The organism is Mesorhizobium loti, assembly GCA_014189435.1.
GTDB classification, from domain to species: domain Bacteria; phylum Pseudomonadota; class Alphaproteobacteria; order Rhizobiales; family Rhizobiaceae; genus Mesorhizobium; species Mesorhizobium loti_G.
The window spans coordinates 289,762-311,920 of the sequence record CP050295.1 but is presented as its reverse complement, the minus strand read 5'-3'; the positions used below and the strand labels follow the sequence as shown (position 1 = coordinate 311,920).

Sequence of the window (22,159 nt, the reverse complement as noted above, 5' to 3'; positions counted from 1 at the left end):
TATTTCTCACGACAGCGATATCCTTGCCAACGGCTGTACGGAGATATCGGGCGTAAGTTCCTGATAGGAGAGCACGGGTAGCTCGTAGAGATCGACTTCAATAATCTTGCGCATGAATCGGCGGATATCGATAGAGGTCAGCAGCACAGGCTTGTGCGGCTGCTGGCCGACATTGCCTATCGCATCCCGCACCTTATCGACGATTTGCCGTGTGGTGCGAGGGTCGAGGGCGAGATAACTGCCCGCGGAAGTCTGCCGAATGGCATTGCGCACCGTGTCTTCCACTTCCGGCGAAAGTATGTAGGCCGGCAACAGGGTCCTGCCGACAGAATGCCGAAAACAGATTTGCCTTTTCAATGCACAGCGCACATGCTCCGTGAGCAGAACTGTGTCTTTTTCCTTCTGTCCCCATTCGACCAGCGCGGTGAGGATAGTGCGCATGTTGCGCAGCGAAACCTCCTCGGAAACCAGTCGCTTCAAGATCTCAGAAATCGTCTGCAGAGAAATGGTCCGCAGCACCTCTTTTACGAGTTCCGGAAAAGATCTTTCCACCTGATTCAGCAGATTTTTTGTTTCCTGGATTCCGACAAACTCATCTGCTTGCCGACGCAGGACATGGCCAATGTGGTAGCTGAGGATCTGAACCGGTTCCAAAAATGGGATGCTGGCGGCTTGCAACGACTCGCGATGTGCCATCTCCACCCAAGTGGTCTCGATCTGAGGCAGGAATGGCTTATCGAGCAGATACGGAATGCCCACGATTTCAAGGTTCTCGGGGATATCACGAGCCAGGAGGTGATGCGCCCGTAATAATCCTTCGCCACATGGAATTTCATTTACCATGATCGTGTAAGCGCCATCCTTGTTGCTGTCGCTGACACGCAGATTAATGCCTGGAAAGGGAACGCCAAGATCGAGAAGAAGCGCCTGCCGCACAGCGGCCAACTCCTTGTCCAGCCAGTCTGGCCGGAAGATGGTCTGAACGTCTCGACTAATGTCGAGCATCAGAGGAACCGTTAGCGTGATTGCATTGCCGCCTTCGCCGCTCCGTACAGCCGGCCCGTCCGACGCCGACACGGGTGCCCTGATGCCTGCGACAGAGTAGGAACTCGACGGCGCTGAAAGCGACCGCCTGCGCTGCAACAACCAGCCACCGCCTCCAGCCAATACTGCCAATATCACGAAAATTGCCAAAGGAAAGCCAGGTACCAAGGAGAACAGAAGTAGGATGAAGGATCCTGCGATCAGGGCACGTGGCTGGGCTGTGATCTCGTCCCCAATCTCACTGCCTAGATCTGAGCCCGTATCCTTGTCGCTTATCCTCGTGACTATAAAGCCTGCCGTGATTGAGGTGAAGAGAGCCGGGATCTGACCGACGAGCCCGTCGCCGATGGTCAGGATGGTGTAAATCTCGAGCGCTTTGTACAGGCTCATGCCCTTTTGCAGAGCACCAACCGCTATGCCGCCAATGATGTTCACGACGATGCTTATCAAGCCTGCGATTGCGTCACCTTTGATGAACTTCATGGCACCGTCCATGGCGGCATACAACTGGCTTTCGCGCTCGATGGCGATGCGGCGCCGACGGGCTTCCTGAATATTGATGGCGCCTGCACGCAGGTCGCCATCGATGCTCATCTGCTTGCCCGGCATCGCATCCAGCGAGAAGCGTGCGGCGACTTCAGCCACGCGCTCGGACCCCTTCGTGACGACTACGAACTGCACGATGGTGATGATCAAGAAAGTAACTGCGCCCACCACGAGATTCCCGGCCACCACGAAATCGCCGAAAGCCTTGATGATCTGACCAGCGTCTGCGTGCAGTAAGATCATGCGTGTCGCAGCGATGCCGAGGGACAACCGAAAGAGCGTTGTCAGCAAAAGCACCGAGGGGAAGGAGACGAACGCGAGGGGCGACTTAATATAGACCGCGACCATCAGCAGCAGCGCGGAGACCCCAAGATTGATAGCCTGCAGCACATCCATCAGAACCGCCGGCAGTGGAATGATCATCATAAAGATGATCGCAACTAGTAGCCCCGCCAGAATAATGTCGTTTCGGCCAGTAGCAACTGCCAGGACCTTGTTGAGAAAATTCACGCTATCCTTCCGAGCGACGCATCCGGCTCAGCCGCCTGTGTCAGCAGGACTGTGACCATTCGCTGACATGCTCTCGCCTCCGATTTGAGGCCGAGTTTCCAATAGGCCTTGACCCGCACCTGCAATATCCGGAATCGCTCCTCATCATTCAGCGCGTGAACCAGAAGCCGGCCAGCCTCGGCTGCGGCCTCCTCGCAGTCTCCCGCTCGCAGCAATGCCAGACAGCGTGCATGTCGTGCCCAGCCCCATCCCGAGTCAACATGATCGAGGGCGAGCAGAAGCTTGGATGCATCGTGAAGAAAGCCAAACTTAATGTAGAGATACGCTAGCACCGATAGCGCATCGCGCTTGTCGGGACTGATAAACGGCTCAGTCATCGGGTCTATCCTCGCATCAAAGCACGGCAAGCGTCGTCGAAAAGGAAACGGTCGAACTGCGCCCGATCGAGTACCGAGAGCGCGTCCCGGAGCAGGGCACGATCTGGGTCTCCAGTTTGCGCAGCCAAATCAGCCAGCGATGCATGTGCGGCTTTGAGGGTCACGGCGTATGTCGGCGGCTCAAGGATTCCGGGATTAGCGATCGGAGGCGCGAAGGCGGCCATCATCAGGTCATCCACGGTGGGAGCGACGTATAGCAGATCGAATTGCAAAGCCGACCGAGCATCGACTATCAGGCCTGTTCGCCGCAGTTCCGCCGATCCAGAGACGGTTGGAGCAGAATTCAAGCTACCGGAATCGATCCTAATCATATGTCACCGCGCCGCGGCATCAATTTCGTCGACGAGCCGTACGAGAACCTGCGCCGCGGTTTCTAGAGTTGGAAGATCAGCGCGGTTCTCAGCCATGCTGATGAGCAGGACCAGCAGCGCCTTGCCATAAAAGGCGACGTTCACAATGTGCGGCAGCGTACGATCCGGGTGTACCGCTTTGAGAGCTGCCGCGGCGATCCCCTTGCGGTGAAGCGGCATGGCGCGTGTTAAGTACATTACGACAGAGCCATCGCGACACTCCATGTGGAGATCGCCGGAACGTTCAAAACGCAGCGTTAATGGCGGCGGCTGAGGTGGAAGTCCCATCGACGAGCAAAACGCTTGAATAGAAGCCTGGGCGCTCATGCACTCTCTTCCCGTTCAATGCGAATGTCCATCGCTTCCTCTACTGCCCGCAACGTCGTTTTTCTTGCCTCCAAATCGCGGTAGACTCCGACCGGAATCATCGCGAGAAGATCTCGACATTCGCGCAGTACGGCAATCTGCAGATCAAGGGGAACGGGAGGGATTCCTAACCGTTCAGGAATGGGAATGATCTTCGACGGACCAGGAACGGTATTCTCCACCAGCGGCAATAATTGCCGCATCACGCCGGTAGCGGTGATGTCGATGGTATCTGGCCGCCGCCGTATCCGTTCTACCATCTTTTGGCAGCACTCGTGCACGGTATCCAGCACGCGCAGCGCCGATAATCCGCTGAGGATCTCCCATAGCCGAGCAGGCTCGACCGACGGCCCAGCCGAAGCGATGTCCTCGCCGAGCGCACGCGTAAGAAAAGCGACATGCCGTGCAAAGCCCTCGACTCCAAACTTACTGAGAATCTCCCTATAAAGCCGGAGCGGTCCTGGATCGCCGGAGACCGTGGCCCGATACAAATCACGCAGCTCTGCAGCGAGCCTCTGATCACCCGCCGCTACTTCAGACGCTGCCACGGAAACATTGAGGCCGGCACGAATAGCCACCCCCTGCTTGGCCATGAGTTGGGCCTTGGCCCCATCCGTCCGTACGGCAAGCTGGTCGAGGCCCTCGCGTCGCAACTCTCGTGCCGCCAGATCGAGTGCCGCATAGGCATAAGAGGGGTCAGCGAACCGCTGGCGAACTTTTCGGAGTATGTCCTGCAAGGCAGGATCGTCGCTGCGGATATCGCGCAACAGCCCCGGCAACTCGGTATGATCGAAATACGGGAGACGTTCGAAATAGGCATCAATGTCATGGACCGCGCTGAGCGACGCCGCTATGCGCCCCTCCGAGATTTTGCGCTCAGTTAGCGCCTTTGACTCGATCGCCTCGGAAAAACCGAAAGTGCGTTCTTCCCTTGCCTGTTCCAAGAGGGTCGCGTGTGTAGGCCCCGCCAGGCGAACAGCTTCACCGCGCCATGAGCCCACCTGGACCGGGATCGGCTCGATCGCCATCCGATCAGGGCAAAGGCGTGAAGGGGCCGTTTCGAATACTGTCCAATCAGACATCACTTCGGCTCCGCGCGGTCTTACGGCGGATCGCTTGGGCGTCCCGCCAACCTCTATACTTCTGGGTCCCGGCGGCAGTGCACTGCAAATTGCCGAGGTACGGGCTTGCTCGCTGGCCGACTTGCCGTTCCGTGGCTGGGTGGTGCAAGGCTGGGTGGATCCGCATGTTCCCCACCATTTAAGGCTCCGTGCTCGCTCCTGTCGAAGCTACGTCTGGGCAGCGCACATCGAAGCGAACTGTGCCAGTGGGCTGCGCTCATTCCCTTTTCGGCGCGCCAAAGATATCAGTCCATATCTACTATAACGTCATGACATGCATAACAAATATTAAGCCGTTATGAGCACATACAAAATGAATATGGGACTCAGCAATTAATCCGAAGCCGCAGGAAATCTTGAACCGTAGGCCAGCTGAAACAGTGATTGACGCGACCGATCGCCGGCCCCGGTCTCCAGCTTTACAAAGAGCTCGAAGAACCTCCGCGACAGGTAGATGTGATGGAATATATTCGTCTACTAGACCGTCATCCAGCAGCGCGTGCGCCAGCGGATGGTCACATCACCGGCACAGCGGTAGCCATCGTGGCGCCGGTCCTATGCTGCGCCATGAGATCGGTACCGATGTCACTGATCAGGGGTAAGGGAGTACGCTTCCGATCCGCAATAAATCGCCACGCAAAAATACATCGGATTGTTGATCAAGACGGTCCCCTGCGCGACCGGTTGGTTATGCCTTTGGTGAGCAACTCCATGTGGAGTTGTTTGCGTTTTGCAAAGACCAGGGGGGCACCGTTATTCTCCTTGTATTCTCGCTTCACCTCCTCCTTCGACATCATGTTTTTCTTCGTGAATTGCCAACGCTGGAATGCGAAGTCCCCAATCGCCACCGTGAGAAAACTCAATGCCGCATAGATGGCGATACCGAGCAGCAGGTTACCAGTCACCACTCTTAAGCAGGATATCCCGCAACTCGGGGTCCAGACGAGCGCATGCACACCGTCGCGCAGCACGAGCAGCAGAACCGAGCCGAGTACCAAGATCTTTCCGATCGATTTGGCCAATTCAATGAAATTCCCCAACGAAACCATCCTTTTGACGTTCTCACTGGGGCTCAGCTTAGTCAGCGCCGGGGCGGCCGCCTTGGGCGTGAACATCGGGCCATTCTGTAAGACGTTGGCGCCCGCGCCGATCACCAGAACGATGCCGATGAAGGGCGCGAGCATATGTTGTAGTTCGGCAATATAGGACTGTAGGAGCTTTTGAGTGACGCGCAGGAGGTCGCCTTCGAGAAGCGGTATAGGCAGCAGGATCATTGCCTCAAGGCGGTCTATCATGCCGGACAAGGAGGCGAAGAACAGAGCGAAGAATGCGATGGTCAGTGCTGCGGAAACGACTTCATTGCTCCGCGCCACCTGTCCCTTCCTGCGCAGGTCGCGCAGCCTTTTGGGGGTAGGCTTTTCGGTCTTCCCGCCGCTCATGACAACCACGTGCTGATGAGGTTGAATATTGCGCCTTGTGTTGGCACGCGTTGATCGGCCTCCGTCAGAACGATCATGAGCGAAAGGACCAAGACCAGGAGGGCCACCGCACTCTTGACCGACATGGCGATAAAGAAGACCTGCAGTTGCGGTGCAAAGCGGCCGATCAGTGCAAGAGCCAATTCGCTGAGGAACATAACAACGATGGCTGGACCGGCGAGAAGTAAAGTCAGTTGCATGACGACATCTGCGAGATGCAGAACCCCCGTTGGGAATGCCGGACCGAACGCCGGCTGCAAGCTCCACAGAGGCCAGACCTCATGGGAGCGGTAGAGCGCTTCGATCAATGCGGAGAAGCCGCCAGTGGCAAACAGCCATGTGACGAAGAGCTGGGCGAACAGCGTTCCAAGCGGCGAAACCTGATTGCCGCTCGCCGGATTCAAGAGGCTTGCCATCGCGGCGCCTCTTTGGTTGTCAATGAAGGTGCCCGCCGCCTCAACACCCCAGATGGTCGCGGCAATTGGCATGCCGAGTACCAGCCCGAGCAAGAGTTCCTTCAGCACTAGGCCCATGACCAGCGTCAGATCCCAGGTGTCGAGGTTCGCAGGCCTAGTTGCCCAAGCATGCGCCATCACCGGGAAGCTTAATGCCGTGATCGTGCCGTTTCGCGCCAGTCCGGTCATAATGCCGCGCCCTAGAATAGGTATAATCAGCATCATGCCCGTCGTACGAGTCGTCGCGAGCGCAAAGACGACAAGGGCAGTGTGCAAGAGAGATGGATCAAGTGGCGACATCAGACGGACCAGGTAAGATGGTCGAGAGTGCCTCGCTAGGATCGCCCGCATAATTGCAGCGGGAGAGGGCAGACCGGTCGGGATTATTCTTGAACCGTTGCACTTACATGGCTCCGATATTGTCGAAAACGTTTAGCGTATACTGGTAGAGCTCCCCACCGATCCAGCTCCCAGTTGTCATCAAAACCAGGCTCACGCATATCAATTTCACCGCGAACGGAAGTGTCTGCTCATTAACCTGGGTTAGGGCCTGCACCAAGCTGACGACCAGCCCAACCGCCGTAGCAACGACGATCGTGGGCATCGACAAAACCAGAGTCAGTTTCAGCGCGTCGACGGCCATGTTGGCCAGAGTGGCGGTACTCATCACGATGGTCCCGCATAGGACAAGACGAGACCGTGAATCAGGCGCTGCCATCCGTTCACAGAGACGAACAAGAACAGTTTGAAGGGCAGGGAGATCGTCATCGGCGAAACCATCATCATACCCATCGCCAGAAGGATGTTCGAAATCACGAGGTCGATGACGATGAAGGGCAGGAACAGCAGGAAACCTATCTTGAACGCGTCCGCCAACTCGGATGTTATGAATGCCGGGATCACAATCATAAAATCGCTATCGCTTACCGCATCGGCGTCCCGTTCGTTCCACAATTCACGGGTCGCATTAGCGAAGAATTGTCGTTCCTGTTGCGACGTGTTCTTCAGGAGAAAATTGCGAAAGGGCTCTACAGCAAGCGGTATCGTTTCGCCGAGCCCACGGAGATCTTCGAACACGATCTCCTTGTGCCGCACTGCTTCATATGCGTTCTTGGCCGCTGGCTGCATGATATATACCGAGAGCAGGATGGCGACCGCATTCATCGCCATGTTCGGCGGGATGTTTTGGACGCCGAGGGCATTTCGGATCAGGCCGAACACGACCACGAGCTTGACGTACGACGTAACCGTAATCGCAAGGAACGGGACGACCGCGATCGCGCCGATCAAGGCGATCATTGTAACGGGATCAGGCAACCCGGTGTTCATGACTCGGCGCGTTTTAGGCGGATGTCTGCGACACGCACACCTGTCCGATCGGCGATGCGCACCAACTCGCCCGCAGCGACCACCTGACCATTGACTCGCAAAGTGATATTGGTCGTGGCGTCGAAGCCGAGATCCAATACCTGGCCCACAGCGAGTTCACGAAGCTGCTTGAGAGACATGGTCAGGCGTCCGACCTCCACATCGACCACTAGGTCGATGCTGTCGAAGGTTTCCGAAGGGAGAGAGTCTGATTTACCCATCATGTGATCCACCGCTGAGAGTACTGCAAGGCGGCCATCCAGGATCGAGGCGCGAAATCGTGCATTGCCAGACAGGCACAGTAGAACGGTCATCGCGCCGTCACGAGCGACCGGTGAGGCGTCGAGCAGGATGACGTCGCGCGGCGCCAGTGCCTGTAGTTCCGCCAAGCTAAGGCTCACACGGGCGACTCTTAGATCGAGAGACAACGCCAGATCGTCGAGGAGTGCGCACACGACCGGCATCCGATCGCAGCAGCAGATGGTGATCCATTCGAGTCCGTCGGCATCGAATTCTACTAGCCCGAGGAGTTTGTCCGGACCGTCCAAGCGAACAATCCCAATCGCGTAGGGGAGCACTTCGGTGATCTCGGACGAAGACCAGATGGGCCGCTGACCGCACCATCGTTCCACCTGGATCGCCACCTCGCGTAGAACGATGTCGAACAGGATTTCCCGCAAGCCGGGATCCAGTGGCAGCGTCGTGATGTCTGGCCAATGTGTCACCGCTACGGGCGGAAGGAGAGTCGAGTGGATCGCGATGCGGAAATTGTGCCCGTGTAGGCGTACCATAAGCCGGCGGCAATCTGCCGGGACAGGCGGAGGTGTCCAATCGGGCATGACGGCTGCCACGTCGATGCCAGCGAGGCTGAAAGCGGCCGGCAAGCGAGTTGCAAGACGCGAAATGGCGGCGGCCTCTCGTGAACTATAGCAAGGCAGATCGATCACGTGCACCTCTCGGCTACATAGTGAAGAACTCGCTGGAGCCCGCGCGACCGTCGGTTGGGCCGCCAAGGAAATGGAGTTTTAGTCCGCGCCTCGTCGCTGCTTTATCTCAAGCTCGTGACTGCCGAGACCCTTGCCGGGACATCCTCCAAGGGCCCACATCGCTTCTTGAGCGTTTACGAGCCCCACTCGACCTCCCAAAGTGCGGGCACAGCGAGGCGGTAGCCCGCCCCGCGGGTGGGGCGGAACGGTCACTTTTCGTGACGGCCGCCAACGCAGCATACCTACTAGCGAGCACCCTCGCATCACGTCGATGACTAACGATGCGGACGGCCGTCGCAATGGACTCGATCGGTTCGGACAGGCTGTCGATTCAAGTCATTTTCGGTCCAATGATCATTCCCCGTCATGGCGACGGAATCCCGAAATCACTCCGCTCGCCAGGAAGGGGCGCCCGCTCAATCGTCGAGCTGTCTTTCACATTCCAATCTACTCAACGCGGGCCAGAAGCAAATACTATGTCGATATTGGATCATCTGCCCTTCTTATGAATGAGACCTGATATGCATCCACCCTGAGTGCTCTTGATAGGCAGCGGCGGCGTTGTCACGTTTGTGGCCGCGTGAGGCCGACACCGCGCTTTTCAGGCAGGCCGTGCACTCACGGCCTCCCACGCGGCCATTGCCTGGGCGATGGGTTCGAATTTGTGCTGCGGAGCGGTTGGTCTGGGATGGGACGAAGAGATTTCGGACGGCGGAGAAGATCGACACGAAATGCTGCAATGAGCCGACCGACCGGAAACCCTGTCGCGTTCGTTCCCGTTTTCGGAATGGCAGGTGAGAATTCTCCGCCCGGTTGTTCAAGCCTTTATGCGAGCGGTGTTCCACGTTCGGCATGAGCTGGCGTTGGGCCGCCCCGTAGGAGCGCAGTTTGTCGGTGATCATACGCTTTGGCGGCAGACCCTGTTCTTCAGAAGTCGCGTCAGCAGGCGCCTGGCGGCCTTGGTGTTGCGACGCTTCTGGACAATCTCGTCGAGCACATATACGTCCTGATCAACCGCTCTCCACAACCAGCACTTCGTATGCGCCGCCCACACCCCATTGATTTCGCTTGTTTCTGAACATTGAGGTTTCTGCCAGAAGGTTTTCGGCAGGAGCTGGAGATTTGGCATGGCGGATGGCGAGGGATTTGTTGGGCGATGCGAAGTTGTCGAGCCTCGTCGTGGAAACCGACGATGGCCTAATGATCTGAAGGCGCGGATTGTCGCGGAGAGCCTTCAACGCGGTGCGCGGGTTGTTGATGTTGCGCGTCGTCATGATCTCATTGCGCATCAGCTTTCGGACTGGCGACGGCAGGCGCGTCAGGGTCTTTTGGCGCTGCCTGCGGAACTGATGCCGGTGCCTTGCGAGAATAGCGGCCCATTCGAGCCTGCCTTCGTGCCCCTGGCGATTACGACGGAGCCGAAGGAGGCTGCCGATGCTTTGCCGGTTCCGGAGCCGGTCGAGATCATTTTGGGGATCATGACCGTGGAAATAGGCGCAGACCTCGTGGTGAGGGTTCCCGGCGATGTGCCGGTTGACCGGGTTGCGGCCTTGGTGCGTGCGATGCGCGGGACGGCATGATCGTCGCGGGCCAACGATTGCCGATCCTGATCGCGACGCGGCCGGTGGACTTCCGCTGTGGCCATCAGGCGCTGGCATTGATGGTGCAGACCGAGTTGAAGCTTGATCCGCATTCCGGGGTCACCGTGATCTTCCGGTCGAAGCGCGGGAATCGTGTAAAAATCCTGGTGTGGGATGGCACCGGAATGGTGCTGACCTACAAAATCCTGGAACAGGGCAGCTTTGCCTGGCCCAAAGTGCAGGATGGGACGATGCGGCTGTCGCGGGGGCAGTATGAAGCTTTGTTTGAAGGTCTCGACTGGCGACGCGTGGTAGCGCAGCGGGTAGCGCCGCCCGCTGCGGCAGGATGACTCACCCGTTCGGTTTTGGCGTTGTTTTATTGGGCTTTTTTGCTTCGATTTGCTACGAAGGCGCATGTCTGCGCCCATTGATCTCAGCCACTTCCCGGACCTGCCTGCAGAGGTGGTGAACGCCTTTGCGGCCGTACAGTTCGAGCTGTCGGTCGAGCGTGCGGCCCGTCAGCATGAGCAGGCGGTGGTGGCTGAAAAGGACGCCTTCATCACCGAGTTGAAGGAACTGATCGAGAAGCTGGAGAGCCAGGTTCAGGACTACCGCCGCACGAAGTTCGGGCCGAAATCGGAAAAGCTCGATCCGACGCAGATGGAACTGGCGCTGGAGGACCTGGAGACGGCAATTGCCGAAACACAGGCCCAGATCGCCTTCGTCGAGGAAAAGATCGCGGCCAGCACAGCCAATTGCGAAAAGACTGCTTCACGCAGGCAACGCAAGGCGCGTGCTCTGCCCCAGAGCCTGCCGCGCGTCGAACAGGTGATCGAGCCTGATAGCATTGCCTGCCCCTGTGGTTGCGGCAACATGGTCCGGATTGGCGAAGACCGGACGGAGCGGCTCGATCATATCCCGGCGCGCTATCAGGTGATCGTCGCGATCCGCCCGAAATATGCTTGCCCCAAGGGGCGCACGGGAGTGGTTCGGGCCAGGGCGCCGGCGCATTTGCTGGAAGGTAGCTGGCCGACCGAAGCCCTCTTGGCGCAGATCGCCGTGTCCAAGCATTCCGAACACATGCCGCTGAACCGGCAGGCCGCGGTCATGGCCCGACACGGAGTGCCGATCGACCGCACGGTCCTGGCCGACTGGCTGGGTCGGACGGGCGCCGTGATCGCGCCGGTGGTAGACCACATGGCCATGATCCTGATGTAGCTCACGACTATATGTCGACGAGACCACGGCTCCGGTGTTGGATCCCGGGCGCGGCAAGACGAAAACTGGCTATCTCTGGGCTATTCTGCGCGACGACCGCGGCTGGAACGGATCTGCGCCGCCGGGCGTGGTGTTCCATTATCGGCCTGGGCGTAAAGGTGAATATGCCGCAGAAATCCTCGACGGCTTCAACGGCACGATCAAGGTCGATGCCTATGGCGGCTACTCCCACCTCGCAACGCCAAAACGCACGGGCGGCGATCCGTTGAGGCTGGCCTTCTGCTGGGCGCATGGCCGCAGAAAACTGATCAAGTCCCAGCCGAAGAAGGGTTCGCCCATCGTCGACGAGGCGTTGTTGCGCATCGCCGCCCTCTACAAGATCGAGGACAGCATCCGAGGTTGTGACCCCGATCATCGCCGGGCTGTCCGCCAGCACCTGTCCTGCCCCCTGGTGGACGAGTTCTTCACCTGGCTGACAGTTCAGGCCGCGCGCGTATCGCGCAAGTCCGACCTCGGCGAGGCCATGGCCTATATGCTGAAACGCCAGGTCGGCTTCCGGCTGTTCCTGGACGACGGCCGCGTCGACATCGACTCCAATCTCGTCGAAAACGCGATCAGAAGTCCGGCCATGAACCGCCGCAACGCTCTCTTTGCCGGCCATGATGAAGGCGGCCGTAATTGGGCCCGTTTCGCCAGCCTGATCGGCACATGCAAGATGAACCGCGTTGAACCATACGCCTACCTGCGCGATCTCTTCATCAGCCTCGCAAATGGCCACCTCGCCAAAGACATCGACGCCCTCATGCCCTGGGCCTATGCGCAACGGATCAGCGCATCACAATGAGCACGTCCGGGATTCCCCAACGTGCTCATAGGACCATCTGCAAGCGCTCCACCTGACCGTTGCAACAAGAAAATCAATGGGGCGGAGACGCCGCATACAGCACTTCTGACCGTTGATGCGCACCACGACTTCATCCAGATGCCAGACATCGTCTTTCGTTGGTGCCTTGCGGCGTATGCGGCGCGCATAATCAGGGCCGTGCTTTCGGCACCATCGGCGGATGGTCTCGTAGGAAACGACGATCCCGCGATCGAGCAGCATTTCCTCGACATCGCGCAGGCTCAGATTGAAGCGGAAGTAGAGCCAGACAGCACGGGCCACGATTTCGATCGGATAGCGGTGGTTCTTGTAGGTCGGTGCACTCACGGTCATGGGCGCGCTGCTACCTCAATTTCCTTACCCCTCAATCAATGTGACAGCACCCCTGGCGATCTTTCGGAGCTTAGCCTTTACGCCCCCGCTTGGCGTCCTCTGTTGGACGGGTTTGCTTCGCCGCGGCGCGAACCGCTGTCCCTTGGGAAATGCCTGATCGATTGTTCAGAGACGCTTCCCGCATGGTTGTCGCGTTGCCTCAAGGAAAATGTTACCGCGCGGCTTGGTTGCCTCACCTAGCCCGAAAAATTCACGGCGGGTTGGCGGATGTGGCGCAAGCCGTTGAAATGACGTAGGATTTGGTTGCTAAAGCCGATCCGAATCATTTCCCGGAGACCACACCCGCCATGAATGATCTTACCCTGCCGCTGAGCGGTTTGTCATCAGTGGGCGGCAAGTCCGTCGTCGCCCGTTTCAACGGCGGCATGTTGTCCTCCAACTGTGGCGTTCTGGTGCTGGCCGAGGTGGAAAAACGACTGCGGGTGGCCGACCGTCTGGCGCGTTGCATCGATGATCCGCGCTGCCCGGACCAGGTCGTCCACAGCCTGGCGGACATGATCGGCTTTCGCATGAAGATGATCGCCGCCGGCTATGAGGATGGCAATGACGCCAACCGGCTGCGCTCCGATCCGGTCTTCAAGATGGCCCAGGATGCGCTGCCGTCGGGTCGGGATCTGGCCTCGCAATCGACGATCTGCCGGCTGGAGAACCTGCCCGGCGTGCGGGAGCTGGTCGCCATGGGGCGAGCGATGATCGACCTTTACTGCGCCTCCTTCCGGCAGGTGCCGAAGCGGATTGTGCTCGACATCGACGACACGTTTGATGCCGTACATGGCGGCCAGCAATTGCGCCTGTTCAACGCGCATTACGACGAATACGGCTTCCAGCCGATCGTAGTGTTCGACGGTGCGGGCCGGTTCGTCAGCGCGATCCTGCGACCGGCCAGGCGGCCGAGCGGGGCTGAGATCTGCCCCCATCTGCGCCGCCTGGTGCGGGCGATCCGGAGCAATTGGCCGAACACACGGATCCTGATCCGGGCCGACAGCCACTACTGCGGTCCGCAGGTCATCGACTGGTGCCGCGCCAACGGTGTAGACTTCATCCTCGGCGTGGCGCCCACCACGACGCTGCGCGAGCATGTCGCGCATCTGGAAGCCACCACGCTGGCGCGTTTTGAGGCGTCGGCGAAATCGAACAAGGTCCGCCGCTTCAAGGAGTTCTTTGACGGCGCCGCTAGTTGGAGCCGCGTGGAGCGCATCATCGCGCGGGTCGAGGTCGGCGCCAAAGGAGCCGACACCCGCTTCATCGTCACCAATCTGGCCAGTGGCAAGGCCAAGGCGCTCTACGAGGACCTCTACTGCCGGCGCGGCGCGGCCGAGAACCACATCAAGTCCTGGAAGACGCATCTTGCCGCCGACCGCACATCCTGCACAAGAGCGACGGCCAACCAGTTCCGGCTCTTCCTGCATGCCGGCGCCTACTGGCTGATGTGGAGCCTGCGCGCTGCGATGCCGAGGCGCTCGAGCTTTGCCGTCGCCCAATTTGACACGCTGCGATTGCGCCTCATCAAAATCGCCGCGCGGGTGGTCGAGATGAAAACGCAAATCCGCCTGCACCTGCCGACATCCTGCCCCGACCAGCGTATTCTGCGCATCGTCCTCGATCGCATCCCCCAACTCGCGACATAACGATGGGGCGCAGGCGCCCCGAAACGAACCCGCCGACCGCAACCTGCAAACCCCGCCTGCCATCACGACGGATCATCGCCGGCGCCCGACGAGGCTTATCAAAATGCACCCCGAGGGCGGCCAGATCGCCGATGCAGGCCGCCGAAAGCCGATCGCCGTGCATCAAGGCGGCTAAAATGTTACCCGTGAAGGCGAATAACATTCCTGATGAGGCACTCGGTAACAAAATTAGGTGAGGCAACACGACACATGGTCTGCTACGCTCACGTCGGCAGGACCCAATGTCTATCCATTGCGCGCTTCAGCGCGGCGTCCAACTCGGAGCCGGTTCTGTACAAGGGCAATTGCGCCTCGTTGATCCAGCCGAAGCCGAGATTTCGGAAGTGATCCGCTGGCACCGTGACCCGGCCTTTGTCCAGTTCCCGAACGAAGTCCGCCGACCAATCGCGGATCGTATATGCTTCAAGTTTATCCATCATCCCCCGCCAGCGTTGGACGCGCTCTTCGCATGGCATGTTGGCCGCTTTGGAAATCGCGGTCGCGATCTCGTCAGGGCGGTTCGGATCCACCACCAGCGCTTCGTTGTGATTGAAGTCTTCGGCCGCACCTGCAAACTTCGATAAGACCAGAACGCCGGGATCGCTCGGATCTTGCGAAGCGACATATTCTTTCGCTACCAGATTCATGCCGTCACGCAAGGGTGTCACTACCCCGACGTGCGCGGCGCGGTAATAACCCGCGAGTTTAGCTTGGGAGAAAGGTTCCTTTTGATATTGAATCGGCTCCCATTCGCCGATGCGATGCTCGCTATTGACCTGGGCGACCAACCTGTCGACATTCTCCTGATACTCTCCATAGCCTTGGACGTCGGCGCGTGAGGGCAAGGCGATCTGTAAGAGCGAAATGCTACGCGGCTCGGCTGCGAACACCTGATTGAAGGCCTCGATCCGGTTGTCAATACCCTTAGTATAGTCGAGTCGATCAACGGCGATGGCAAGCTTCGCGCCATCGCACTTCTTCCGCACAACCGAGATATCCTTTTCGTGCTCCACGAGCGACTTCGGAGCATATTCTGAGAACTGCTTGGGATCGATACCGATCGGAAATTTTTGGCAACGTGTCCGACCACGCTCCGAGATCACTATGCCGTTCTTGCTCTCCAATCCAAGATGGGAACGTAGGCAGGCAAGGAAGTTATTCAGATCACAGTTGGTCTGAAAGCCGAGCAGATCGTACTCCAGCATCAATCGCATTAGTTCACGATGATTGGGTACTCGCTCCACCATGTCAGGCGCCGGCCATGGCGTATGTAGGAAGAAGCCGATCGGACGCTCCATGCCGAGGCTATGCAGATCAGCGCCTAACGGAATAAGGTGATAATCATGCACCCAGAATGCGTCGCGATCCCTAAAGTCGAACGCCGCGCGAGCCATGAAGGCGTTGATCTCGCAATAGCTTTCATAATGCTGCCGCGAACCCGAAATTCGGTCGGGCAGCGAGTGAAACGCCGGCCACAATGTCGAATTCGCAAAACCTCCATAGTACCCAGGATAGTGCGCGCTCGGCAGATCGAGCCTCGCCACATGCCCCTCGCCACGTGGCATGAGTTGCACAGTCGCGGCGTTGTCATCGCTCAAATTGCCCGAGGACCCCATCCAGAGGGCGCCTAAACATCCCACGACAGGCTCGAGGGCCGCGGCTAGGCCGCCCGTCTTCGGTTGCAGGGGGTCAAATGTCGAAACGCGGTTTGAGATGACGACAAGCTTTGGTTGCTGGGCTGCCTCACCGAGATGGTCCTCTTGCTGGGTAGAGCCAACACAAGGGGAAGGATCTGCGCTGGATGCCGGCGCTGGGTGCTGTGCTGCCTCGCGCATGTGGTGATCAAAGGCTGCATGCTGCATGGGTGAGGCTGCCGCGTAAACAGTGTTATTGATTCTATCCATTTTACATCTCCGTCTAGATCTCGAGTTGATGCAGTCTTGGAGATTGCAGCAGCTAGTCGCGGACTTTTGAGCTCACATTAGGAGGTCAGCTTTCGAGAAGCTGACGAGACTGAGAGCCATTGATGGGCCCGTTCATTGGCCCTATGAGCGGCCGAGCACCCCTGCCTGATACGCAAGCGGGGCTTTACACCCGTACGCAGGACGACGGACCGGGATCGCTGCGGGGTTGAGCACCAGCATCAGTGGCTCGCCCGATCTGCGGGGTGGCCTCCCCCTCCTGGCTCCCCCGTAGCGGTCTTCCGGCAATAAACGTGCCTGCGTGACCCGTCCACGGCGAGCTCTACGCATGTTCGGCTCTTCGGGCCACTTGCTGAAACCGTTCGCAAGGGTCGCCAACTCGAGTGGAAAAAAGCGAGAGAGCCCACGGGCGCGTTTCGCGCGGACAACAACCTCACTGGCGATCGCGCCTGCGGCTTGGCAGTAGCCTTCGTCCTTCGGCCAGTTGCTGAATCCATTTGCGAGATGCGATAGGTCCTGCGGAATAAACCCAGCGATCCGGGTCCCGCGGCGAACGATCTCATTTGCGATTGCGGCTGTGGCTTGGCGACAGTGCGCCTCTTCCGGCCACCTTCTGAAACCATTTGCCCGTAACGACAGATCTTGACCACTCAGCTCACCAAGTGCTCCGCTTTGTTGGTGACAGATTTGAGCGATTCTGATCGTTCCGTCGCGACATTTCGTCGACAATGGGTCCCGACCGAATGACAATGCGAGGAGTGAGTGCGCTTTGGGTTCGATCTGCCTCATCAGCGCGAGATCGAGCCCCGATATCCGAGCAGCAAGGGCCCTGCAAGCTTCTATTCCCGCCTGCCCTCCCGCATCCTTGCTCACCGCGTTGCATGTGGTGGCGTATCCCCATGACCGCCCCGCGACGATATCGTCCTCCAACCGCAAGAGGTATTTGCTGTCAAAATCGACGGCTGCCTTTTGTAGAAACGTAGTTTTATCCGGCATCCGCAGGCGGTTGGAACACTTTACTACCTCTGTCGAGAATCCACAGATGTTGCGCGCTTGATAAATTGCTCTTAGTGCGGCAAGAAGCTCGTCTGAATAGGGTGGAGCAGGTCGCTCAAAGCTTGCATGGACACTCGGCGCGGCTACGGCCGTCCGATCGCCGCGCCAATGCTCGTCACCGGAGCGCGAGGAGCCTTCTTCCCGATTGAGTGCGCCACGATCGTGTCGCTGGGGCGGGCGCACGACCGATTGCGAGCCCTCGGCCGCCTGATCGCCGTGCCAGGGTTTGTCTCCGAAATGCGAGCAGCTTTCCTCCCTGCGCAAACCACGCCGCCTCCCACGTGCGCCAACAGAGGGATCGGGAGACGCGTCGTGCACGATATTACCGGTGCGAACGGGTCCACCCTCTGGAGTTTCAAGGTCCGAGCGCGTCCGATCCATGAGCGAATTGAACTGTGGGCCACCTTCTCCAGAGGCAGGATCGCGGGGCCCAGCTGTGTCCTCCGCGCCGCTGACTCTGACTTGCCAACTGTACGAGCTGCCAAGTCGACCAATACCCGTCATACTCCAAAACAAGTACAAACGAGAATGCAATTGACCACGGTCATTCCTTCCGAATTGTCACGCTTTGGGTGTCCACATGCTCGTGCGACTCGTCTGACGGAAGCGACTTGTGGTTAGCCGAGACCTTGTTTTTGGCGCATTACACTTGCACCAAATCAGTTGCGGCAACACGGCATAAAAGTTTAGCCATTTGAAGTAGTCGATCTGCCCGGGAGTCGAACGCGCGCATTTCCGTTGAGAGGACGCGGCGGCTTCGCCTCGCATAGCGACCCCTGCAGCACAGAGTTGAGCGACCCATGGACAGCCCGCGCCCCAATCCGCAGCCGAGCCAGTGAGAAAAACCACCGCCGGTTGGTCAGCTGCTCCCATTTCACCGTCGCCTTGGGACCGGCCGTTGCGGCTGAGCTGCCGGCGTTAGCCGGCGGCCCAGGTCGGGGGCCAGCAACTCGAACTTTTCACGCAGCTCCTGCGTCAGCGCTCTTGCGTCGGCGTCACTGTCAACCACGCGGGGGTTGAGCAATATCAAGAGCTCAGTCCGTTCCTTGCCGTATTCCGTGCTGCGGAACAGTCCCCCTAAAAGCGGAATGTCCTTCAGCACAGGAACCCCGGAATCGGCTTGGTTAGTGCTATCTTGCATCAATCCGCCGATAGCGATCGTGTCGCCGTTTCGCATCGATACGGTACTCTGGAGGCGGCGCACCGAAATCACCGGGGATTGAACATTGGTAAGCGTGTTCCTGTTGCCGGTGCTGACCTCCTGAAACGTGTCGAGTGTTATACTACCACCGGCACCAATTCTGGGCGTAACAGCCAAGATCACCCCTGTGTCGCGCATCTCGACATCGCTCACGATGGGTGAGTTTTCGCCTATGTTAGATTGCGATGATCGGACGAGGATCGGGACCTGATCGCCCACCTGGATCGTGGCGGTTTGATTGTCGACCGCCAGAATGCGAGGAGCCGATACAACCTTAACCTCCCCAAGCGCGCTTAACCCATGTAACACGATGTTGACGTCCGTGCTGGGAAACACATACGACAAACCATTTGGAACTGCTCCCAAGCTCCTGGTGGAGAGAAGATAGTCCACCCCGTAGCGCAGACTATCGTTCAGCCGCACCTCGGCGATGATGGCTTGGATGAGAACCTGTCGAGGCTTGACGTCGAGCTGACGGATCGCGGCCTCCACGATCTTGTAGTCGTGCGGTGCTGCCAGCACTACCAGCGCGTTCTGTCCTTGGTCCGCCTGGATACGCACCGGCGCCGAGAGGCCAAGGCGGTTCGGTGACATCCCCCTTTCGTCCACCGGATGTGTACTTGGGACATTCGAATCGGGCATTTCGGCTGGCAACCCTGGCACATTTACCGGCAGGCTTGCTTGATTGGATACGCCACTTCCCACGGATAGGTTCCCGAACCTTCCCGCAGGCTGTGCACGCGAGACGGCACTGATCGCGTCAGCGCCGAACGTTTGCGCCAGCACCTGGGCCATTTCCGAAGCCCGCCGGTACAGCAGTGGGCGCACGTGAATGTTAGCCGTCGCCTCCGACGAACTATCCAGTTTGATGATCGCTCGGCGGACCTGCTTGAGAGCTGCAGAATCTTCTGCCACAACAAGGATACCATTCAGTCGCTCTAACGCCGCAAATTGGACAAGGACTCTGTCCTGGCCATTCTTCGTAAACAGCAAACTGAGTTCTCGCTCAATGTCGGCCGGGCTCGCTCGAGACAGCTTATACAGCGCGAATGACTTGTGAAGCATAGCGTCGGTGTCAAAAAGGCCGACCAGTTCCCGCACAGAACTCACGGATCCGGGCGGCCCACTGACAACAATCCCCCTCCCTCCGGGCGCTGGCGTAAGATGCACACCCTCCTCCAAGTTCGGTCGGATTACCCCGATGACCTCAGCCGGATCTACATACCGCACAGGAATAACTTGAACGTTGCTCTGCACGCCGCCGGCGAGGTCGACCAAGCGCCCTACCCGAACTCCTTGATCTCCTGCAGCCAGTCCATAGCCATGCGGCGCCAGTGCTTTATCGAGCAGCCGTGGCACCTCACTCGCGGGCACCTGGCGGGCTGTATGAAGGGTCATTTTCCCTCCAACTCCAGGATCGATGGTAACGGGCATGCCCATAACGTCGCGTACGACATCCTGCGCGACTTGGCGGATGTCCGCATTGGAATAGTCGAGGCTTACGCGCCTGCTATCCGATACCACCGGCAGCTTCCGTTCCACTGTGGCTGCGACTGGCTGCGCCGGCCTCTGCCCGGGCACTTCAAAGCCTCGACTCTGAGGCCCGCTAGTTTCTCGCACATGAGCGGAATCGGACGGGACGAAGGACGGCGAATTCAGCAAAATCCCACGCTCGGCAATCGTACCACCGCCGTAGCACCCCCATAGAGGTAATAGTAAACAGGAGAGACAAAGTAATGCAGTATCCCTGCCAGTAATGGCCATCCGTACACACACCCCGCTCTCTCAGCTTAGATTCGCGAACCGGGGATTTTTATCCTGTCCGCCTCGGCAACCAATCCGCTCATTACCTGATATTGGCGATGATATTCTCCTTGGCCTTGCCATCCTTGGCCACCAAGTTGGTCGCGAGTTCAACACACCGATTTACTTTGTCCAATAGAGACTGCAGGCGAATGAGCGCCATCTGCGATTCGCTATTTTCGGTATCGATGCGCGCCTTCAGGTTGGAGATAGCGGCATCGAAATCCGACTGAACACCGGAGGTATCGCCTGCTTTCTGCTCGATAGCGATGCCGTTCGCGAGCATCCACTGATGGGTATTCTGGGTCTCGCCGTGCGCGTCCACAAACTCGCCATACGACCGTATTCCCTTGTCGTCAGGCCGGTTAGCGCGTAGCGCGGCCAGAGCGGAGTTCGCGGTCTTTAGCCAATCGTTCCGCTTCTGCATGTCGTCGAATTCATCTCTAACTTGATCCTCAAGAAGACTAAACCGTTCTATCTGGACTAGCAGTGCCAACGCGCTCAAGTCGCCCCCGGCCCGGGGGATATTGGACGCATCGCGAGAAAGTTGATTTGGGGGGATCACGTTTGACATTGCCACTGGCCTTTCCTGCGCAGATTACCTTGTTCCTGCTCTCACCCCATGTTGACGATCTTGCTCCTCGTGTCAGCGTCCGCGCGTCTCACTTCGGAAAGCTTTTCCAGAACATCCTGGATCATCTTTTCATACGCTAACTTGAATTCACTCTCGTCGTCGGCGCGAGAGCGCATCTTGGTACCCTCCGCTTCCAGCTTTGCCTTTTTCTCCTGCTCACCGGTTGCCCCCATTTTGAATGCGGCACCTGGGATCTTACCGACCTCGTTCATGCCCGTGGCGAGGCCGCTCCAGATCATGGTCGTCTCGTGGGCGACTTGCTGGGCTTTGTAGATCCTAGTCAGGTCAACGGGGGGCGGCTGGCTAGCCTGTAGGGATGGCTCTGGGACCAGCTTCGGTTCAGGCTGCTGCAGGTCAGCCCGGAAACTCGCTTCCTTTGAACCGCTGAGCTTCGCATCGAGGCGAGTCCGTGCTTTGCTCGCGCCCTTAGTGCTCACGCGCGCACCGGCTATCGCGAAGGCGGAGGTTAGGAGCGTGCCGACCAGCTCACGTATCCCAGAAGCGCGAAGCGCTCTGTAGATCCTATTCTGGTCAACGGCGGGCGGTTGGCTGGCCTTCGGAGATGGCTCTGCGGCCCGAAAACCCGGTCCGTTCAAACCGCTGAGCTTCGCATCGAAGCGAGTCTGTGCTTTGCTCGCGCCCATAATACTGACGCCCGCACCGGCTATCGCGAAGGCCGAGGTTAGGAGCGTGCCGACCAGTTCACATATCCCAGAAGCGCGAAGCGCCTTGGCAGCAGCTTCCTGTGCGGCAATATCGCAGTCACGCGCGGCCTGCCGGTCCAGTCTTGCAGATTCCCGCAACTTCAGACTGAGGCTGTGCAGCAACGCACCAACTGCATATATATCGACCGAGGCGAGCCGTGCTCCCAGACCGGTTTCGGCACCCTTGTTTTGGACGACGATGTCTGCCAGCGTTGGCGAACCGGCCGATGCCAACTTGAAAAGATCGGCCGGTGTTGTTATCAGTTCGCCGTACCTCACACCCATGACATTAGACGTCGCGGACATAGGCAAAAAGGGCCAATGTTCATCCAAATCCCCGCCCGGCAGACGAGGGCCGCGACTGTCGTTTGCTTGTACGACAGTGTGTAGCATGCATACTCTCCTAGCGTTCTGGTAGGTCTGGACAGCTATTATCG

At 58.6% G+C, this 22,159-nt stretch carries 17 protein-coding genes and 3 pseudogenes; 4 read left to right on the top strand and 16 right to left on the bottom strand.

Going from position 1 to position 22,159, the window contains the following annotated elements:
* Positions 1–6 precede the first annotated feature (6 nt).
* From sctV to HB777_38370, 11 genes and pseudogenes are all read right to left on the bottom strand, one after another.
* Positions 7–2,100: a type III secretion system export apparatus subunit SctV gene (sctV, locus tag HB777_38420; GenBank protein ID QND69520.1), complete on the bottom strand. Its 2,094-nt coding sequence runs from the start codon at positions 2,098–2,100 to the stop codon at positions 7–9.
* Positions 2,097–2,477, bottom strand: coding sequence for a hypothetical protein (locus HB777_38415; protein ID QND69519.1), 381 nt, complete (start codon positions 2,475–2,477; stop codon positions 2,097–2,099). The genes sctV and HB777_38415 overlap by 4 nt, the downstream gene beginning before the upstream one ends.
* A gap of 5 nt (positions 2,478–2,482) precedes the next feature.
* On the bottom strand, positions 2,483–2,704 hold the full coding sequence (locus HB777_38410; protein QND69518.1) for a hypothetical protein: 222 nt from the start codon (positions 2,702–2,704) through the stop codon (positions 2,483–2,485).
* A gap of 147 nt (positions 2,705–2,851) precedes the next feature.
* Positions 2,852–3,214: a hypothetical protein gene (locus HB777_38405; protein QND69517.1), complete on the bottom strand. Its 363-nt coding sequence runs from the start codon at positions 3,212–3,214 to the stop codon at positions 2,852–2,854.
* Positions 3,211–4,335: a type III secretion system gatekeeper subunit SctW gene (gene sctW / locus HB777_38400; GenBank protein QND69516.1), complete on the bottom strand. Its 1,125-nt coding sequence runs from the start codon at positions 4,333–4,335 to the stop codon at positions 3,211–3,213. The genes HB777_38405 and sctW overlap by 4 nt, the downstream gene beginning before the upstream one ends.
* A gap of 698 nt (positions 4,336–5,033) precedes the next feature.
* Complete coding sequence (locus HB777_38395) at positions 5,034–5,813, bottom strand: EscU/YscU/HrcU family type III secretion system export apparatus switch protein (GenBank protein QND69515.1); 780 nt, start codon at positions 5,811–5,813, stop codon at positions 5,034–5,036.
* On the bottom strand, positions 5,810–6,607 hold the full coding sequence (gene sctT, locus HB777_38390; GenBank protein QND69514.1) for a type III secretion system export apparatus subunit SctT: 798 nt from the start codon (positions 6,605–6,607) through the stop codon (positions 5,810–5,812). Before sctT ends, HB777_38395 begins: the two co-directional genes overlap by 4 nt.
* Before the next feature lie 103 nt (positions 6,608–6,710).
* Positions 6,711–6,974: a type III secretion system export apparatus subunit SctS gene (gene sctS / locus HB777_38385; protein ID QND69513.1), complete on the bottom strand. Its 264-nt coding sequence runs from the start codon at positions 6,972–6,974 to the stop codon at positions 6,711–6,713.
* Complete coding sequence (gene sctR / locus HB777_38380) at positions 6,974–7,636, bottom strand: type III secretion system export apparatus subunit SctR (GenBank protein QND69512.1); 663 nt, start codon at positions 7,634–7,636, stop codon at positions 6,974–6,976. The genes sctS and sctR overlap by 1 nt, the downstream gene beginning before the upstream one ends.
* Positions 7,633–8,355, bottom strand: a complete 723-nt coding sequence (gene sctQ, locus HB777_38375) for a type III secretion system cytoplasmic ring protein SctQ (protein ID QND69511.1) — start codon at positions 8,353–8,355, stop codon at positions 7,633–7,635. Before sctQ ends, sctR begins: the two co-directional genes overlap by 4 nt.
* Positions 8,356–9,262: 907 nt before the next feature.
* Positions 9,263–9,691 (bottom strand): annotated as a pseudogene (locus HB777_38370) (IS6 family transposase).
* Positions 9,692–9,788: 97 nt separating this feature from the next.
* On the opposite strand from HB777_38370, the gene HB777_38365 reads away from it, so the two are divergent.
* From HB777_38365 to HB777_38355, 3 genes and pseudogenes are all read left to right on the top strand, one after another.
* Positions 9,789–10,241, top strand: coding sequence for a transposase (locus tag HB777_38365; protein ID QND69510.1), 453 nt, complete (start codon positions 9,789–9,791; stop codon positions 10,239–10,241).
* Positions 10,238–10,591, top strand: coding sequence for an IS66 family insertion sequence element accessory protein TnpB (gene tnpB, locus HB777_38360; GenBank protein QND69509.1), 354 nt, complete (start codon positions 10,238–10,240; stop codon positions 10,589–10,591). The genes HB777_38365 and tnpB overlap by 4 nt, the downstream gene beginning before the upstream one ends.
* A gap of 64 nt (positions 10,592–10,655) precedes the next feature.
* Positions 10,656–12,303, top strand: a pseudogene (locus HB777_38355) (IS66 family transposase).
* A 102-nt stretch (positions 12,304–12,405) separates the two neighbouring features.
* Here the strand turns inward: HB777_38355 and HB777_38350 are convergent.
* A pseudogene (locus tag HB777_38350) lies at positions 12,406–12,675 on the bottom strand (IS6 family transposase).
* Positions 12,676–13,022: 347 nt separating this feature from the next.
* On the opposite strand from HB777_38350, the gene HB777_38345 reads away from it, so the two are divergent.
* On the top strand, positions 13,023–14,363 hold the full coding sequence (locus HB777_38345; GenBank protein QND69508.1) for an IS1380 family transposase: 1,341 nt from the start codon (positions 13,023–13,025) through the stop codon (positions 14,361–14,363).
* 263 nt (positions 14,364–14,626) lie between these two features.
* Here HB777_38345 and HB777_38340 read toward each other — a convergent pair whose 3' ends face one another.
* The 4 genes from HB777_38340 to HB777_38325 all read right to left on the bottom strand — a co-directional run bounded on the left by HB777_38340 (position 14,627) and on the right by HB777_38325 (position 22,115).
* Positions 14,627–16,306, bottom strand: a complete 1,680-nt coding sequence (locus tag HB777_38340; protein ID QND69507.1) for a trehalose-6-phosphate synthase — start codon at positions 16,304–16,306, stop codon at positions 14,627–14,629.
* 1,948 nt (positions 16,307–18,254) lie between these two features.
* Positions 18,255–20,123 carry a hypothetical protein gene (locus HB777_38335; GenBank protein ID QND69506.1) on the bottom strand — a complete coding sequence of 623 codons (1,869 nt, stop codon included), beginning with the start codon at positions 20,121–20,123 and terminating at the stop codon, positions 18,255–18,257.
* Between the two features lie 304 nt (positions 20,124–20,427).
* Complete coding sequence (locus tag HB777_38330; GenBank protein QND69505.1) at positions 20,428–20,958, bottom strand: hypothetical protein; 531 nt, start codon at positions 20,956–20,958, stop codon at positions 20,428–20,430.
* 41 nt (positions 20,959–20,999) lie between these two features.
* A complete protein-coding gene (locus HB777_38325; protein QND69504.1) occupies positions 21,000–22,115 on the bottom strand; it encodes a hypothetical protein in 1,116 nt (371 codons plus the stop codon).
* Between the last annotated feature and the right edge of the window lie 44 nt (positions 22,116–22,159).